We start from the raw sequence: 17,420 nt of genomic DNA on the forward strand, positions 1-17,420 counted from the left end.
CTGCGCGCGGGCTCGGGGTTCCGCCGCAGGGACGACGTTACGCGACCGGGGCCCCCGCGCGTCCCGGCGGCGGGGATCTGCGGAGCCGCGGCGTCCGCCCGGGCATCCTCTGGGAGGCGCCGGAGCACCGCTCCCCGCCGCGTAGCGTGAGCGGGATGAAGCGCGTGCCGCCCGCCGAGGGCCAGGAATCCGTCTGGGACTACCCGCGACCCCCGAGGGTCGAGACCACCACCGAGCACGTGGTCGTGCGGCTGGGCGGCGTCGTCGTCGCCGAGTCCCGCGACGCTCTCCGCGTCCTCGAGACGAGCCACCCTCCCGTCTACTACCTCCCCGTGTCCTCGTTCGCGCCCGGGGCGCTCGAGCCCGCGCCCGGCCGCAGCATCTGCGAGTTCAAGGGCGCGGCCTCCTACCTGACCGTGCGCGGGGGAGGAGGAGCGGTCGCGGAGGCGGCGGGCTGGACGTACCCCGAGCCGATGGCCGGCTTCGAGGCCCTCGTCGACACCGTCGCCCTCTACCCCGGCCGGATGGACTCCTGCACGGTCGACGGCGAGGCGGTCCAGCCGCAGCCGGGCGACTTCTACGGCGGCTGGATCACCTCGCGCGTGGTCGGTCCGTTCAAGGGCTCGCCGGGCACGATGTTCTGGTGAATCAGACGGGGGAGGGCGGACCGAGCGGGTCCTGGACGAGGACCGCTCGTGCGGCGTCGATCCCCGAGGCCTCCAGCGTCCATTCCGGCCGCACCAAAGTCTCCGGCGTGACGCGGAACCGCAGCTCCTCGACCGACATACCGTCCGGACCGACGATCCGGTGCGTCCCGTTCGGCCGGTAGCCGAGGGTCTCCGAGACCCGGATCGAGCGGGTGTTCCAGGCGAGAGCGGCGCTCTCGGCGACCTCGGCTCCGAGGTGGTCGAAGGCGAGGAGGAGGACGGCGGCGCGCATCTCCTGCCCGAGGCCGCGGCCCTGCGCCGAGCGGGTGAGCCACGAGCCCGAGGTCAGGGTGCGGGTGGCGGCGAAGGACTCGGCGACCACGTCCTGGCAGCCGACGACGCGGCCGTCCTCGACCACGGCGAACGCGATGCGCCACGACTCCCGCGTCGTCTGCGCGCGCTGCGACCAGTGGAAGCGGGCGAGCTCGCCGGGCAGGCGCTCCGCCGGCGCCTCGGCCCAGGGGGAGGGGAACGGCGAGCGGCCGCTCTCGTGCACGCCCGCGAGGGCTGCCTCGGCGAGAGGGCCGAGGTCGGCGTCGCGGACCGGATGCAGCTCGAGCCGCGGCGTGCGCAGCTCCAGCGAGAACAGGGGCCAGGGGTCGGTGCTCATCCGACGACGCTAGCGAGCGGAGGCGCGCACCGCGCGACCAGGCGGGTACCGGTGGTGGGACTCGAACCCACAAGCCCTCTCGGACAGAGCATTTTGAGTGCCCCGCGTCTGCCATTCCGCCACACCGGCTCATCACCAGCCCGTCGAGAATACCGTAGGCTCATCGGCGTGACTGACCAGGAACCCTCGTCGACCGCACCCCGTCGGGTCGTCGTCGCCGAAGACGAATCCCTCATCCGCCTCGACATCGTGGAGATCCTCCGCGACAACGGCTTCGAGGTCGTCGGCGAGGCCGGCGACGGAGAGACCGCTGTGGCCCTCGCCACCGAGCTGCGCCCCGATCTCGTCATCATGGACGTCAAGATGCCCCAGCTCGACGGCATCTCGGCGGCCGAGCGCCTCTCGAAGGCGCACATCGCGCCCGTCGTCCTGCTCACCGCCTTCAGCCAGAAGGAGCTCGTCGAGCGCGCCAGCGAGGCCGGAGCGCTCGCCTACGTCGTGAAGCCCTTCACGCCCAACGACCTGCTGCCCGCGATCGAGATCGCCCTCTCGCGGTACGCCCAGATCCTCACCCTCGAGGCCGAGGTCGCCGACATGGTCGAGCGCTTCGAGACCCGCAAGCTCGTCGACCGCGCCAAGGGCCTGCTCAATGAGAAGATGGGGCTCACCGAGCCCGAGGCTTTCCGCTGGATCCAGAAGGCCTCCATGGACCGCCGGCTCACCATGCACGACGTCGCGCAGGCGATCATCGAGCAGCTGAGCACGAAGAAGGCGTAGCGCGAGGCCGGGCCCGAGGGCCCACGGCCTCAGGGCCAGAGGCGGGTGCGCTCCCACGGGGAGCCGCCCGCCTCCGTCGTTCCCGGGCGGTACTCGAGACGGGTGTGATCCTGCTCCGGCGCGGTCGAGCCCTGCCAGAACTCGATGCGCTCGGGCACGACGCGGTAGACGGCCCACTCCCGGTCGAGCGTCGCGGGTGAGCAGCCCACGGCGACGCTGGTCTGGAGCGTGACGAGGCCGAAGTCCTGCGCGCTGCGCATCGGCTCGCTCTGGCGTCCGACGAGCAGGGCGGTGCGAGCGGCCTCGGAGCGGCGGCGGAAGTCGTCGGCCGACTCCTGCGCGGAGGCGCGGTCGACCCGGCCCTCGACCCGGACCTGACGGCCCTGGACCGGCCAGAAGAAGGTCAGCGCGGCGTGCGGGTTCTCCTCCATGGCGCGTCCCTTGGGGCTGGTGGCATGGGTGGAGAACGCCCAGCCCGCCTCGTCGATCTCGCGCAGCACGAGCACGCGCGCCGAGACGGTGCCGTCGTCGGAGGCGGTGGAGAGCGTGGCGCCGTGGGGGAGGAGCTGGCCCGCGTCCTTCGCCTCCTCGAGCCACTGCGCGAACAGCTCGAGAGGATCGGCCGGAGCCGCCTCCGCATCGAACGAGGGCAGCTCGGAGGGCATGGACGGGAGGCTCTTGAGGAGATGGCGAAGGCTCATCCGCTCAGTGTCGCCCTTCGGGCACCACCGGGCACAGTCGCGCGCCGTCGCTTGACAGTGCCGCTCGCCGCGGTGCCGGGTCCCCGAGCGGCGCGGCCGACCGGTCGATCCCCGGTCGCGCGCAGGCGCGGGCGGTCCCGACGACGGTCGCGGTCCTGGGCGCGGTCCTCGCGCACCGCTCCCGCGAGGGGGACCCGTCCGCTCCCGTCAGCGGGCGTCGCGGATGATGTTGGTGATCCGCACGGTGGAGAGGCGGCGCCCCTCCTGGTCGCGCACGACGATCTCGTGGGTGGTGAGGGTGGAGCCCAGGTGGATCGCGTCGCAGGTGGCGATCACGAAGCCCGAGTGGACCGACCGGCTGTGGCTCGCGTTCAGCTCGATGCCCATCGCCAGGCGGCCCGCGCCGGCGTGCACGTTCGCCGCGATCGAGCCCATCGACTCGGCGAGCACGACGTGCGCGCCGCCGTGCAGGATGCCGACCGGCTGCCGGTTGCCCTGGACGGGCATCGAGGCCACCGAGTGCTGCGGGGTGAGCTCGTGCCAGAGGATCCCCATCCGCTCGGCGAGCTCGCCCATGCCGCGGCCGATCCCGGCGACCAGGTCGAGCGCGGGCGGGCGGATCCAGGCGGTCGTGGTGGGGGTCGGCTCGGTCACGTCGCTCCTCGCGCTGGAGCCTCGGAGCGGCCCTGACCGGCGGGCGCGAGCGGGCCGATCCGGTGTCGGAGGCGCTGTGTAGTCTGGCCCTGTGTCAGATCCGGAACAGCCTACCCTCCTGCTCGTCGACGGCCATTCCCTGGCGTTCCGGGCGTTCTACGCGCTCCCGGTCGACAGCTTCCAGACCCGCGAGGGCCAGCACACGAACGCCATCCACGGCTTCCTCTCGATGCTGATCCTGCTGCTGAAGAACGAGAAGCCGACCCACCTCGGCGTCGCGTTCGACATCTCCCGCTACTCGTTCCGCACGCGCGAGTACCCGGAGTACAAGGGCACCCGCGGCGAGACGCCGCCCGAGTTCAAGGGCCAGGTCCCCCTCCTCGAGGAGGCGCTGCACGCCATGAACATCCGGACCGTCTCGAAGGAGGACTTCGAGGCCGACGACATCCTCGCGACGCTCGCGCGCCAGGGGGCCGAGGCCGGCTTCCGCGTGCTGGTCGTCTCGGGCGATCGCGACACCATCCAGCTGGTGACCCCGGACGTCACCCTGCTCTACCCCTCCACCCAGGGCGTCTCGCAGCTCACCCGCTACGACCGCGACAAGGTGTTCGAGAAGTACGGCGTCGAGCCGCACCAGTACCCCGAGATCGCCGCCCTCGTCGGCGAGACCAGCGACAACCTGCCCGGCGTCGACAAGGTCGGCCCCAAGACGGCCGCGAAGTGGGTCAACCAGTACGGCACGGTCGCCGACATCATCGCCCACGCCGACGAGATCAAGGGCGTGGTCGGCGAGAAGCTGCGCGAGCAGAAGGAGAACGCGCTCCGCAACCGCCGCCTCAACCGGCTGGTGACGGACGTCGAGCTCCCCCTCGGGCCGCACGATCTGACGCGCCGTCCGATCGATCCCGACGCGGTCCGCGAGATCTTCAGCCGCCTCGAGTTCAAGACCCTGCAGGAGCGGGTCCTCACGATCGCCGCGGAGGAGGGCGTCGACGGCGCTGCCGCGGCCCTGGCGGGCGACGTGGTCACGACCTCCGCACCCGCCGTCCGCACCCTGGTCGACGAGGAGCTCGCGCACTGGCTCGACCGCGTGTCGGCGAAGGGCACCGCGCCCGTCGCCGTGCAGGTCCTGCTCGGAGCCGGCGGGCTCGAGGGTGTGGGCCTCGCGGTCGAGAAGGAGACGGCGTTCGTCCCGTGGGCCGCCGAGCGGCCCGACTACACCGCGCTCGAGCAGTGGCTGGCTGGGCCCGCCCCCAAGTACTTCGCCGACGCGAAGCCCCAGATCAAGGCGCTGCGGAGGGCCGGACTCCCCGTCGCGGGGCTCGCGTTCGACACCCGCGTCGCCTCCTGGCTGGTGCAGCCCACCGGGCATCCGGCCACGCTCGCGGCGCAGGTCGCGCAGCACCTCGACGAGACCATGGCGCAGGGCGACCCGAACCAGCTGGTCCCCACCGTCGAGCCGATGGGGCCCGCCACCGAGGCCTGGTACGCGTACCGGCTCGTCGCTCCGCTGCGCGAGCGGCTGGGCGAGGGGATGCTCTCGGTGCTCGTCGACATCGAGCTGCCGATCGTCCAGGTCCTCGCGACGATGGAGCTCACCGGCGTCGCGATCGACGCCGACGTGCTGGCGCGCCTCCGCGCCGAGCTGACCGTCTCGGCCGCCGACCTCGCGAGCCGCGCGTTCGCCGAGATCGGTCACGAGATGAACCTCGGCTCGCCCAAGCAGCTGCAGCAGGTCCTCTTCGAGGAGCTCGACATGCCGCGCACCCGGGCCACGAAGACGGGCTACACCACCGACGCCTCCGCCCTCGCCGACCTGCAGGAGTCCCACCCGCACCCGTTCCTCGGGCTGCTCCTCGAGCACCGCGACGCGACCAAGCTCAAGCAGATCATCGAGACGCTCGAGAAGTCGGTCACCGCCGACGGCCGGATCCACACCAGCTACGACCAGACCGGCACGGCCACCGGCCGGATCTCCTCCAACGACCCGAACCTGCAGAACATCCCCGTCCGCAGCGAGGTGGGCCGCCGCATCCGCACCGCCTTCGTCCACGGAGCGGAGGCGAGCACCCTCCTCACCGCCGACTACTCGCAGATCGAGATGCGGATCATGGCGCACCTCTCCGGGGACGCCGGGCTGATCGAGGCCTTCCACTCCGGCGAGGACCTGCACCGCTTCGTCGGATCGCGGATCTTCGGCGTCGATCCGGGCGACGTCACCTCGGCCATGCGCAACAAGGTCAAGGCGATGTCGTACGGTCTCGCCTACGGCCTGAGCGCCTTCGGCCTGTCGAAGCAGCTGCGCATCTCGAGCGCCGAGGCCAAGCAGCTGATGACCGACTACTTCGTCCGCTTCGGCGCGGTGCGCGACTACCTCCGCAGCGTCGTCGAGCAGGCCCGCGAGACCGGCTACACCGAGACGATCTTCGGACGCCGGCGTCCGTTCCCCGACCTGCAGAGCGCGAACCGCGTCCTCCGCGACAACGCCGAGAGGGCGGCACTCAACTCGCCGATCCAGGGCTCGGCCGCCGACATCATGAAGCGCGCGATGATCGGCGTGCAGGCCGACCTCGACGAGCAGGGGCTCGGCTCGCGGATGCTCCTCCAGGTGCACGACGAGCTGATCTTCGACGTCGCCCCCGGCGAGGAGGAGCCGCTCGAGGCGGTCGTACGCGGCCGGATGGCGGGTGCCGCCGACCTGAGCGTCCCGCTCGAGGTGCAGGTGGGCCACGGGTCCGACTGGGACGTCGCCGCGCACTGAGCCGGCCGCAGGGCCTGGCTAGGCTCGGAGGCATGAGCACCGACACCCCCCGCGAGCCCACCGCCGTCGACGCCGTCGCCGAGCGCTGGGTCGACACGCTCGTCGACCTCGACCCCACCCTCGGCACCGCGATCGGACGCAGCGGCGCGAACGGCCGTCTGGGCGACTACTCGCCGGCCGGTCTCGAGCAGGCCCGGGCGGCGACCGCCTCGGCCCTCGCCGAGCTCGAGGCCGCCGACCCCGTGGACGACGTCGACCGCGTCACGGCCGCCGACCTCGGCGCCGAGCTCCGGCTCTCCCTGGAGGGGCACGACGCCGGTCTGCCGCTGCGGGACCTCAACGTGATCGCGTCTCCGGCGCAGGAGCTGCGCGACGTCTTCGACCTGATGCCGACGGACGAGGTCGCCGACTGGGAGGCGGTCGCCGAGCGGCTGCTGGCCGTGCCGGCCGCCCTCGAGGGCTACGCGGAGACCCTGCGCGAGGGGATCCGCACCGGCGTGGTCCCCGCCCGCCGCCAGGTCGAGCTCGTCGCCGAGCAGGCGCGGAAGATCGCCGCTCCCCGCGGGTTCTTCGCCGAGCTGGCCGCGGAGGCCGCTCCCGCCGCCGGATCCCTGCCCGCGTCGCTCGCTCAGCGACTGGAGGACGGCGCCCGCCGTTCCTCGGCCGCCTACGGGTCGCTCGCGCAGTTCCTCCGGGGCGAGCTCGCCCCCGCCGCGACCGAGCAGGACGCCGTCGGCCGGGAGCTGTACGCGCTGCACTCCCGCCGCTTCCTCGGCGCTGTCGTCGACCTCGACGAGACCTACGAGTGGGGGATCGAGGAGCTGGCCCGCATGACGTCCGAGCAGGAGGCGATCGCGCGCGAGATCCTGCCCGGCGCCTCCGTCGCCGAGGCGATCGCCCACCTCGAGGCGGACCCGGCCCGCACTCTGCACGGCGTCGACGCTCTGCAGGCCTGGATGCAGGAGACCAGCGACCGCTCCGTCCGCGAGCTCGCCGGCACCGCCTTCGACATCCCGGAGGAGGTGCGCCGCCTCGAGTGCAGGATCGCGCCGACCCAGGAGGGCGGCATCTACTACACCGGTCCGAGCGACGACTTCTCGCGCCCGGGGCGGATGTGGTGGTCGGTCCCGGCCGGAGTCACCGAGTTCGCCACCTGGCGGGAGCTGACCACGGTCTACCACGAGGGCGTCCCGGGCCACCACCTGCAGATCGGCCAGGCCGTCCACAACCGCGCCCGCCTCAACACCTGGCGCCGTCAGCTCGCCGGGACCTCCGGCCACGCCGAGGGCTGGGCGCTCTACGCGGAGCGGCTGATGGAGCGCTTCGGCTACCTCGACGACCCGGCCGACCGCCTGGGCATGCTCGACGGCCAGCGGATGCGCGCGGCGCGCGTCGTGCTGGACATCGGCGTGCACCTCCAGAAGCCGATGCCGGGCTCCGGCACCGTCTGGACCGCCGAGTCGGCCCTCGACTTCATGCGGGCCAACGTGAACATGGACGACGCGTTCGTGCGCTTCGAGGTGAACCGGTACCTCGGCTGGCCGGGGCAGGCTCCGTCCTACAAGATCGGGCAGCGGATCTGGGAGCAGCTGCGCGACGAGGCGGAGGCGCGCGAGGGCGCCGCGTTCTCGCTCGCGGCCTTCCACCGGAGGGCGCTCGACCTCGGCGGCGTCGGTCTCGACACCCTCCGCTCCTCCCTCGCCGGCTGACTCCGGAACCCGCGCTTGGACGGGCGCGGCGAGATTGCCGTGCGCCTCCCGGGGCGTCTAAGCTGGGGTGTCACATCTGTGGCGCCGCCGTGCCCGCGGCGCGCGAGGAAGGCCGGTCCTCCGGCCGGCCGAGCGCGGCTCCCGGGCCGGAGGCACATCCCTCACCACCGCAGTGGTCACCACTCCGCCGAGCCGCGAGGCCCGCCGGCGGCCGCCGCCCGAGACCCATCCATCCTGGAGCATCCCTTAATGACAACCGCAACGACCGACAAGGCAACCAAGCAGGTCGCGATCAACGACATCGGGTCTGCTGAAGACTTTCTTGCCGCGGTCGAAAAGACTCTGAAGTTCTTCAACGACGGAGACCTCATCGAAGGCACCGTCGTGAAGATCGACCGCGACGAGGTCCTCCTCGACGTCGGCTACAAGACCGAGGGCGTCATCCCCTCGCGCGAGCTCTCCATCAAGCACGACGTCGACCCCTCCGAGGTCGTCAACGTGGGCGACAGCGTCGAGGCCCTCGTCCTCCAGAAGGAGGACAAGGAGGGTCGCCTGATCCTGTCCAAGAAGCGTGCGCAGTACGAGCGCGCGTGGGGCGACGTCGAGAAGATCAAGGAGTCGGACGGCGTCGTCACCGGCTCGGTCATCGAGGTCGTCAAGGGCGGTCTCATCGTCGACATCGGCCTCCGCGGCTTCCTCCCGGCCTCGCTCATCGAGCTGCGCCGCGTCCGCGACCTCACGCCGTACCTCGGCCAGGAGATCGAGGCGAAGATCCTCGAGCTCGACAAGAACCGCAACAACGTGGTCCTGTCGCGTCGCGCGCTCCTCGAGCAGACCCAGTCCGAGAGCCGCACCACGTTCCTGAACAACCTGCACAAGGGTCAGGTCCGCAAGGGCGTCGTGTCGTCGATCGTCAACTTCGGTGCGTTCGTCGACCTCGGCGGCGTCGACGGTCTCGTCCACGTCTCCGAGCTCTCCTGGAAGCACATCGAGCACGCCTCCGAGGTCGTCGAGGTGGGCCAGGAGGTCACCGTCGAGATCCTCGAGGTCGACCTCGACCGCGAGCGCGTGTCGCTCTCGCTCAAGGCGACCCAGGAGGACCCGTGGCAGGTCTTCGCCCGCACCCACGCGATCGGACAGGTCGCGCCGGGCAAGGTCACGAAGCTGGTCCCGTTCGGTGCCTTCGTCCGCGTCGCGGACGGCATCGAGGGCCTCGTCCACATCTCCGAGCTGTCGGGCAAGCACGTCGAGCTCGCCGAGCAGGTCGTGTCGGTCGGCGAAGAGGTGTTCGTCAAGGTCATCGACATCGACCTCGACCGTCGCCGCATCTCCCTCTCGCTCAAGCAGGCGAACGAGAACGTCGACCCCGAGGGCACCGAGTTCGACCCGGCGCTCTACGGCATGGCCACGGAGTACGACGACCAGGGGAACTACAAGTACCCCGAGGGCTTCGACCCCGAGACCAACGAGTGGCGCGAGGGCTTCGAGTCGCAGCGCGAGGCCTGGGAGCAGGAGTACGCCGCTGCTCAGGCGCGCTGGGAGGCCCACAAGGCCCAGGTGGCCAAGTCGCAGGAGGAGGCGGCCACCGTCTCCGAGGGCGTCTCGGTCGGCGCCGGCTTCACCAGCGAGTCGACCACCGGCGGCACCCTCGCCGACGACGAGTCGCTCGCCGCGCTCCGCGAGAAGCTGTCCTCGAACAACTGATCGCGAGCACATCGCATCGAACGGCCGGTCCCCTCGGGGGCCGGCCGTTCGGCGTTCCGGGCGACGGCGCTGGGTAGGGTGGCCGGGTGCATCTCGTCGCCCTCACCGGAGGCATCGCCTCGGGCAAGTCCACTGTCGCCCGCCGTCTCGCCGAGCACGGAGCGGTGGTGGTCGACGCCGACGTCCTCGCGCGCGAGGTCGTCGAGCCGGGGGAGCCGGCGCTGGCGGCGATCGCCGAGCGCTTCGGCCCGTCCGTGATCCGCGCGGACGGCGCGCTGGACCGCCCGGCGCTCGGCGCGATCGTCTTCTCGGACGCGGCGGCCCGCGCCGACCTCAATGCGATCACCCATCCGGCGGTGACGCTCCGCTCGCAGCGGCTGTTCGCGGAGGCCGCCGAGGCGGACCCGGACGCGGTGGTCGTCTACGACGTCCCCCTCCTGGCCGAGGGCCGAGGAGCGGGGGAGTTCGACGAGGTGGTCGTCGTGCACGCGCCGCAGCACCTCCGCATCGAGCGTCTCGTCGCCCGCCGGGGATTGACCGAGGAGGAGGCGCGGGCGCGGGTCTCGTCGCAGGCGAGCGACGAGGAGCGCCTCGCCCTCGCCGACGTCGTGATCGACTCCTCCGGCACGCTGGAGGACACGCTCGCTCGGACCGACGCGCTGTGGGAGCGGCTCGCCCGCTGACGGTCCCTCCCCGACACCCGCCCTCGTGACCGAGCGGCCCGGCCGGAGAGCGCACCCCCGTTCGCCGCCAGCGCACGCGCCGTCCGGTGTCGGTGGTCGCGGCTACGCTTCGAACCATGGAGCCAACCCGTGCCGTGCACCCGTTCGAGGTCATCAGCGAGTACAAGCCGAGCGGTGACCAGCCCGGCGCGATCGCCGATCTGAGCGCCCGCATCAACGCCGGCGAGACCGATGTCGTCCTGCTGGGCGCCACCGGAACCGGCAAGTCCGCGACCACGGCCTGGCTCGTCGAGGCCGTGCAGCGCCCCACGCTCGTGCTCGCGCACAACAAGACCCTCGCCGCGCAGCTCGCCAACGAGTTCCGCGAGCTGTTCCCCAACAACGCCGTCGAGTACTTCGTCTCGTACTACGACTACTACCAGCCCGAGGCCTACGTCCCGCAGACGGACACCTTCATCGAGAAGGACAGCTCGGTCAACGCCGAGGTCGAGCGGCTGCGCCACTCCACCACGAACTCGCTCCTGAGCCGCCGCGACGTGATCGTGGTGTCGACCGTCTCGTGCATCTACGGCCTCGGCCAGCCCGAGCAGTACCTCGAGGCGATGGTGGCGCTCCAGGTCGGCCAGCGGGTCGATCGGGACCGCCTCATCCGCAAGTTCGTGTCGATGCAGTACGCGCGCAACGACGTCGACTTCGCCCGCGGCACCTTCCGGGTGCGGGGCGACACGATCGAGATCATCCCGATGTACGAAGAGCTCGCGATCCGGATCGAGATGTTCGGCGACGAGATCGAGGCGCTCTACACGCTCCACCCGCTCACCGGCGACATCGTCCGGAAGCTCGACTCCGTGTCGGTCTTCCCCGGCTCGCACTACGTCGCCAGCCAGGACGTCATGCACCGTGCGATCGACACCATCCAGCAGGAGCTCGAGGTGCGCCTGGCCGACCTCGAGAAGCAGAACAAGCTCCTCGAGGCGCAGCGCCTGCGGATGCGCACGACCTTCGATCTCGAGATGATGCAGCAGATCGGATTCTGCTCCGGCATCGAGAACTACTCCCGCCACATCGACGGCCGCGAGTCGGGCGAGGCCCCGCACTGCCTGCTCGACTACTTCCCGGACGACTTCCTCGTCGTGATCGACGAGTCGCACGTGACTGTGCCGCAGATCGGTGCGATGTACGAGGGCGACGCCTCCCGCAAGCGCACGCTGGTCGAGCACGGCTTCCGCCTGCCCTCGGCGATGGACAACCGGCCCCTGAAGTGGGAGGAGTTCAAGTCGCGCGTCGGTCAGACCGTCTACCTCTCGGCGACCCCGGGCCGCTACGAGATGGGCATCGCCGACGGCATCGTTGAGCAGATCATCCGCCCGACCGGCCTGATCGACCCCGAGATCGTCGTCAAGCCGACGAAGGGCCAGATCGACGACCTGCTCGAGGAGATCAAGCGCCGCACCGAGCGCGACGAGCGCGTGCTCGTCACGACGCTGACGAAGCGCATGGCCGAGGAGCTCACCGACTTCCTCACGGAGGCGGGCGTCCGCGTCCGCTACCTGCACTCCGATGTCGACACCCTGCGCCGCGTCGAGCTCCTCTCGGAGCTGCGGGCGGGCGTCTACGACGTCCTGGTCGGCATCAACCTGCTGCGCGAGGGGCTCGACCTGCCCGAGGTCTCGCTCGTGGCGATCCTCGACGCCGACAAGGAGGGCTTCCTCCGCTCGTCCACGTCGCTCATCCAGACGATCGGCCGTGCGGCGCGCAACGTCTCGGGCGAGGTCCACATGTACGCCGACAAGGTGACGGACTCGATGCGGCTCGCGATCGACGAGACCGACCGCCGACGCGAGAAGCAGGTCGCCTACAACCTCGACCACGGCATCGACCCGACACCGCTGCGGAAGAAGATCGCCGACATCACCGACGCCCTCGCCCGCGAGGGGGCCGACACCGCCAAGCTGCTCGCCGGGCGCGACGCCAAGAAGAAGAGTCCGACGCCGAACCTGCGCCGCCAGGGTCTCGCCGCGAACGGCGGCAACGACCTCGAGGCGATCATCTCCGACCTCAACGGGCAGATGCTCCAGGCGGCGGGCGAGCTCAAGTTCGAGCTCGCGGCCCGGCTGCGGGACGAGGTCCAGGAGCTCAAGCGCGAGCTCCGCCAGATGGAGAAGGCCGGGCACCTGTCCTGATCGGGGGCGCTGATCCGCAAGGGGAGGGGCCCGCGGATCAGCGCCCAGCGAACGCCACGGGCGATGTCGGTGGCTCCGCATACACTTTCGGAGTGTCGATCCTGAACGCCGTTACGGACCCCTCCTCCACCCCCTCTCCCTCCTTCCACCGCTTCGTCTCCTCGCTCGACGAGTCGTCCTCGAAGCTGGTGGTGAGCGGCGCGCGGGTGCACAACCTGCAGAACGTCGACCTCGAGATCCCGCGCGACTCGATGGTGGTGTTCACCGGTCTCTCGGGCTCGGGCAAGTCCTCCCTGGCCTTCGACACGATCTTCGCGGAGGGCCAGCGGCGCTACGTCGAGTCCCTCTCCGCGTACGCCCGCCAGTTCCTCGGGCAGGTGGACCGGCCGGACGTCGACTTCATCGAGGGCCTCAGCCCCGCGGTCTCGATCGACCAAAAGTCGACGAACCGCAACCCGCGCTCCACCGTCGGCACGATCACCGAGATCTTCGACTACATGCGTCTGCTCTGGGCGCGCATCGGCGTCCCGCACTGCCCCATCTGCAGCGAGCGGATCTCCGCGCAGACCGTGCAGCAGATCGCCGACCAGCTGATGGAGCTCGAGACCGGTACCCGCTACCAGATCCTCAGCCCCGTCGTCTCGCAGAAGAAGGGCGAGTTCGTCGACCTCTTCAAGGAGCTGACCGCGGGCGGCTACTCCCGCGCCATGGTGGACGGGAAGCTCGTCCAGCTGAGCGAGCCGCCGGTGCTCAAGAAGCAGTACAAGCACGACATCTCCGTCGTGGTCGACCGGCTCGTGGCCGGCCCCGACATCCTCGGGCGCCTCACCGACTCGCTCGAGACGGCCCTGCGGCTCACCGACGGCATCGTGCAGATCAACTACGTCGACGGCGAGGGCGACGGCGCCTGGACCACCTACTCCGAGAAGCTGTCCTGCCCCAACAACCACCCGATCTCGCTGACCGAGATCGAGCCGCGGACCTTCTCCTTCAACGCGCCCTTCGGCGCCTGCCCGGAGTGCTCGGGCCTCGGCACGCGCATGTCGGTCGACGACGAGCTGCTGCTCGGCGACCCCGACCTGAGCATCGCCGAGGGCGTCATCATCCCCTGGACCACCCAGGGCAAGGGCCTGTTCCAGTACTACGAGAAGCTGCTCGACGGCCTCTCCCGCGACCTCGGCTTCACGCTCACCACCCCGTGGAAGCGCCTCAGCACCGAGGTGCAGCAGGCCGTCCTCCACGGCGACAACTTCGAGGTCAAGGTCAAGTGGAAGAACCGCTACGGCCGCGAGATGAGCTACACCTCGGGCTTCGAGGGCGTCGTGCCCTACATCGAGCGCCAGTTCGTCCAGGCCGAGACCGACGTCCAGCGCACCCGCTGGTCCGAGTTCCTCCGCGAGGTGCCCTGCCCCGTGTGCAAGGGCTCCCGCCTCAAGCCCGAGGTGCTCGCCGTGCTCGTGCACGGGGCGAGCATCGCGGACGTGGCCGACCTCAGCCTCGGCGACGCCCAGGACTTCATGAGCCGGCTCGAGCTGACCGACCGCGAGGCGCACATCGCCGCGCAGGTGCTGCGCGAGATCCGCGCGCGCATCGACTTCCTCATCGAAGTCGGGCTCAACTACCTCAACCTCTCGCGCGCCGCCGCCTCCCTGTCGGGCGGCGAGGCGCAGCGCATCCGCCTGGCGACCCAGATCGGCTCCGGGCTGACCGGCGTGCTCTACGTGCTCGACGAGCCGAGCATCGGCCTGCACCAGCGCGACAACCGCCGCCTGATCGACACCCTCATCAAGCTGCGCGACCTGGGCAACACGCTGATCGTGGTCGAGCACGACGAGGACACCATCCGCACCGCCGACTGGATCGTCGACATCGGCCCGGGCGCCGGGGTCAACGGCGGCAAGGTCGTGCACTCCGGCTCCTACGAGTCGCTGCTCGAGAACACCCACTCGCTCACCGGCGACTACGTCTCGGGCCGCAAGGCGATCGAGGTCCCGAAGAAGCGGCGGAAGATCGACCGCAAGCGGATGATCAAGGTCGTCGGGGCGAACGCCAACAACCTCCGCAAGGTCGACGCGGAGTTCCCGCTCGGCACGTTCGTCGCGGTCACCGGGGTCTCCGGCTCCGGCAAGAGCACCCTCGTGAACGACATCCTCTACCGCGTGCTCGCCAACCAGCTCAACGGCGCCCGCAAGGTGCCGGGCAAGCACACGCGCGTCACCGGCCTCGAGAACCTCGACAAGGTCGTGCACGTCGACCAGAATCCGATCGGCCGCACGCCGCGCTCGAACCCCGCCACCTACACGGGCGTGTTCGACCGCATCCGCAACCTCTTCGCCGAGACCACCGAGGCGAAGGCGCGGGGGTACCTGCCCGGCCGCTTCAGCTTCAACGTCAAGGGCGGCCGCTGCGAGGCCTGCTCGGGCGACGGCACCATCAAGATCGAGATGAACTTCCTGCCCGACGTCTACGTGGCGTGCGAGGTCTGCGGGGGAGCGCGCTACAACCGCGACACCCTGACCGTGCACTACAAGGGTAAGAACATCGCCGAGGTGCTCGACATGCCGATCGCCGAGGCGGCCGACTTCTTCGAGCCGATCACGGCGATCCACCGCTTCCTCCGCACGCTGGTGGAGGTGGGCCTCGGCTACGTCCGCCTCGGGCAGAGCGCGACCACGCTCTCCGGCGGCGAGGCGCAGCGCGTCAAGCTGGCGACCGAGCTCCAGCGCCGCTCCAACGGCCGCAGCGTCTACGTGCTCGACGAGCCGACGACGGGCCTGCACTTCGAGGACGTCCGCAAGCTCCTCCTCGTCCTCAACGGCCTGGTCGACAAGGGCAACACGGTGATCACCATCGAGCACAACCTCGACGTCATCAAGTCGGCCGACTGGCTGATCGACATGGGTCCCGAGGGCGGCGCCGGCGGCGGACAGGTGGTCGCGGTGGGCACCCCCGAGCACGTGGCGAAGGTCGAGGGCAGCCACACCGGCATGTTCCTCGCCGAGATCCTCGGCTGACGCGAGCGAGAGGCATGGCGCAGACAGTCGACTTCCGGCCGAAGCCGGGTGAGATCCCGACCCTCCCGGGCGTGTACCGCTTCACGGACGCCCGGGGGCGGGTGCTCTACGTGGGCAAGGCCAAGAACCTCCGCGCGCGGCTGAGCAACTACTTCGCCCCGCTGCCGAGCCTGCACGAGCGCACCCGCCGGATGGTCACCTCGGCCTCCGGGGTCGAGTGGACCGTCGTCGGCACCGACGTCGAGGCCCTGCAGCTCGAGTTCACCTGGATCAACGAGTTCGATCCACCCTTCAACGTCAAGTTCCGCGACGACAAGTCCTACCCCTACATGGCGGTGACGCTCGGCGACGAGGCCCCGCGGGTGATGGTCACGCGGAACGCCAAGATCAGGAAGGCCCGCTACTTCGGGCCCTACCCCAAGATCTGGGCGATCCACGAGACGATCGACCTGATGATCAAGGCGTTCCCGATCAGGACCTGCAACGACTCCAACTACAAGCGCGCCATGCAGAGCGGCAAGCCCTGCTTCGCGTCGCAGATCGGCCGCTGCGGCGGGCCCTGCTCCCACCGCGTCACCTTCGCCGAGCACCGCGAGATGGTCGACCGCTTCGTCGCCTTCATGGGCAGCCACGACCGCCGGATGATCGGCGAGCTCGAGAAGGAGATGCGCGAGGCCGCGGCGGCGATGGAGTACGAGCGCGCGGGGAAGCTGCGCGATCAGGCCGCCGCCCTCGACGCGGTCCTCGCCAAGAGCGCGGTCGTGCTCAAGGACAACGTGGACGTCGACCTCTACGCGATCGTCCACGACGAGCTCGCCGCCTCCGTGCAGCAGTTCCGGGTCCGCGGCGGGCGCATCCGCGGCGAGCGGGGCTGGGTCGTCGACAAGGAGCTCGACATGAGCACGGCGGAGCTCGTCGACACGGCCCTCCAGGCCGCCTACGAGACCGGCGACGTCCCGCCCCGGGAGGTCGTCGTGCCGGAGCTGCCCGAGGACACCGAGGCGCTCGAGGAGTGGCTGAGCGGACTGCGCGGCACGAACGTGCGCCTCCGAGCGGCCCAGCGCGGAGACAAGGCCGCCCTTCTCGAGACGGCGACGCAGAACGCGAAGCACTCGCTGATGCTCTACAAGACCCGCCGCTCCGCCGACTTCACCGCTCGGACGCAGGCTCTGGAGGACATCCGCGACGCCCTCGGCATGAGCGAGGCGCCGCTCCGGATGGAGTGCTACGACGTCTCCCACCTCAGCGGCACCAACATCGTCGCCTCGATGGTGGTCTTCGAGGACGGGCTCGCGCGGAAGGACCAGTACCGGCGGTTCTCCATCGCGGAGTCGACGGACGACACCGAGTCGCTGTACCAGGTGCTCACCCGCCGCCTCGCCTACCTCCGCGAGCCGGTCGAGCCCGCGGCGGTCGACCCCGAGACCGGCGAGGCCAAGCGGCGCAAGTTCTCGTACCCCCCGCAGCTGCTGATCGTCGACGGCGGCCAGCCGCAGGTCGCGGCGGCGCAGCGCGCGCTCGACCAGTCCGGGGTGACCGGCATCACCCTCTGCGGGATCGCCAAGCGCCTCGAGGAGATCTGGCTGCCGGACTCCGACTTCCCCGTCATCCTGCCGCGCAACAGCGATGCGCTCTTCCTCTTCCAGCGCATCCGCGACGAGGCGCACCGCTTCGCGATCACCCACCAGAGGACGCGTCGCAAGCGCGACATCTCGTCGCAGCTGGCCGAGGTGCCCGGGCTCGGAGGCACGCGAGTCCGCGACCTGCTGAAGCACTTCGGATCCGTCGCCCGGCTCCGCGAGGCGGGCGAGGCCGAGATCGCCGAGGTCAAGGGGATCGGCCCGACGCTGGCGGGCGCGATCCACGCGCACCTGCATCCGGACGGGTCCGCCGTCGGGGGCACGCCCTAGGCTGGAG

Annotated in this window: 12 protein-coding genes and 1 tRNA gene; 9 read left to right on the top strand and 4 right to left on the bottom strand. The window is 70.7% G+C overall.

All coding sequences use genetic code 11. The features are described 5' to 3' along the window. The first annotated feature begins 155 nt into the window (after positions 1–155). On the top strand, positions 156–647 hold the full coding sequence (locus tag C5C53_RS08435) for a DUF427 domain-containing protein (protein WP_104221885.1): 492 nt from the start codon (positions 156–158) through the stop codon (positions 645–647). 1 nt (position 648) lies between these two features. Here C5C53_RS08435 and C5C53_RS08440 read toward each other — a convergent pair whose 3' ends face one another. Beyond that, on the bottom strand, positions 649–1,317 hold the full coding sequence (locus tag C5C53_RS08440; protein WP_104267311.1) for a GNAT family N-acetyltransferase: 669 nt from the start codon (positions 1,315–1,317) through the stop codon (positions 649–651). A gap of 46 nt (positions 1,318–1,363) precedes the next feature. Next, a tRNA-Leu gene (locus tag C5C53_RS08445) sits at positions 1,364–1,446 on the bottom strand. A gap of 39 nt (positions 1,447–1,485) precedes the next feature. Here C5C53_RS08445 and C5C53_RS08450 point away from each other — a divergent pair. Then, positions 1,486–2,094, top strand: a complete 609-nt coding sequence (locus C5C53_RS08450; RefSeq protein WP_104221889.1) for an ANTAR domain-containing response regulator — start codon at positions 1,486–1,488, stop codon at positions 2,092–2,094. Between the two features lie 29 nt (positions 2,095–2,123). Here the strand turns inward: C5C53_RS08450 and C5C53_RS08455 are convergent, their stop codons facing one another. After that, positions 2,124–2,795, bottom strand: coding sequence for a pyridoxal 5'-phosphate synthase (locus C5C53_RS08455; RefSeq protein ID WP_104267312.1), 672 nt, complete (start codon positions 2,793–2,795; stop codon positions 2,124–2,126). 207 nt (positions 2,796–3,002) lie between these two features. Further along, complete coding sequence (locus tag C5C53_RS08460; protein ID WP_374954337.1) at positions 3,003–3,449, bottom strand: PaaI family thioesterase; 447 nt, start codon at positions 3,447–3,449, stop codon at positions 3,003–3,005. 91 nt (positions 3,450–3,540) lie between these two features. Between C5C53_RS08460 and polA the strand changes: the two genes are divergently transcribed. The 7 genes from polA (at position 3,541) to uvrC (ending at position 17,413) form a co-directional block, all read left to right on the top strand. Beyond that, positions 3,541–6,210, top strand: coding sequence for a DNA polymerase I (gene polA, locus C5C53_RS08465; RefSeq protein WP_104267313.1), 2,670 nt, complete (start codon positions 3,541–3,543; stop codon positions 6,208–6,210). Between the two features lie 32 nt (positions 6,211–6,242). Beyond that, positions 6,243–7,919: a DUF885 domain-containing protein gene (locus tag C5C53_RS08470; RefSeq protein WP_104267314.1), complete on the top strand. Its 1,677-nt coding sequence runs from the start codon at positions 6,243–6,245 to the stop codon at positions 7,917–7,919. A 249-nt stretch (positions 7,920–8,168) separates the two neighbouring features. Beyond that, positions 8,169–9,623 (top strand): 30S ribosomal protein S1, encoded by a 1,455-nt coding sequence (rpsA, locus tag C5C53_RS08475; protein WP_104221897.1) that lies wholly within the window; start codon positions 8,169–8,171, stop codon positions 9,621–9,623. Positions 9,624–9,709: 86 nt separating this feature from the next. Continuing rightward, the gene (coaE, locus tag C5C53_RS08480) at positions 9,710–10,306 is read left to right on the top strand and encodes a dephospho-CoA kinase (RefSeq protein WP_104267315.1); all 597 of its coding nucleotides are present in this window, start codon (positions 9,710–9,712) and stop codon (positions 10,304–10,306) included. 116 nt (positions 10,307–10,422) lie between these two features. Then, entirely contained in the window at positions 10,423–12,489 is a 2,067-nt protein-coding gene (gene uvrB, locus C5C53_RS08485) for an excinuclease ABC subunit UvrB (protein WP_104221901.1), read from the top strand. Between the two features lie 188 nt (positions 12,490–12,677). Further along, a complete protein-coding gene (gene uvrA, locus C5C53_RS08490) occupies positions 12,678–15,503 on the top strand; it encodes an excinuclease ABC subunit UvrA (protein WP_244229661.1) in 2,826 nt (941 codons plus the stop codon). A gap of 14 nt (positions 15,504–15,517) precedes the next feature. After that, entirely contained in the window at positions 15,518–17,413 is a 1,896-nt protein-coding gene (gene uvrC, locus C5C53_RS08495) for an excinuclease ABC subunit UvrC (RefSeq protein WP_104267316.1), read from the top strand. Positions 17,414–17,420: the final 7 nt, after the last annotated feature.

Origin of the sequence: Rathayibacter sp. AY1E3, from assembly GCF_002932235.1 — a bacterium.
In the GTDB taxonomy this organism is placed as follows: domain Bacteria; phylum Actinomycetota; class Actinomycetes; order Actinomycetales; family Microbacteriaceae; genus Rathayibacter.

Excerpts from the sequence above, each read along its gene's own strand:
- C5C53_RS08440 (WP_104267311.1), bottom strand. The coding sequence starts at position 1,317 with ATGAGCACCGACCCCTGGCCCCTGTTCTCGCTGGAGCTGCGCACGCCG.
- uvrC (WP_104267316.1), top strand. The coding sequence starts at position 15,518 with ATGGCGCAGACAGTCGACTTCCGGCCGAAGCCGGGTGAGATCCCGACC.
- C5C53_RS08435 (WP_104221885.1), top strand. The coding sequence starts at position 156 with ATGAAGCGCGTGCCGCCCGCCGAGGGCCAGGAATCCGTCTGGGACTAC.
- uvrB (WP_104221901.1), top strand. The coding sequence starts at position 10,423 with ATGGAGCCAACCCGTGCCGTGCACCCGTTCGAGGTCATCAGCGAGTAC.
- C5C53_RS08470 (WP_104267314.1), top strand. The coding sequence starts at position 6,243 with ATGAGCACCGACACCCCCCGCGAGCCCACCGCCGTCGACGCCGTCGCC.
- C5C53_RS08455 (WP_104267312.1), bottom strand. The coding sequence starts at position 2,795 with ATGAGCCTTCGCCATCTCCTCAAGAGCCTCCCGTCCATGCCCTCCGAG.
- rpsA (WP_104221897.1), top strand. The coding sequence starts at position 8,169 with ATGACAACCGCAACGACCGACAAGGCAACCAAGCAGGTCGCGATCAAC.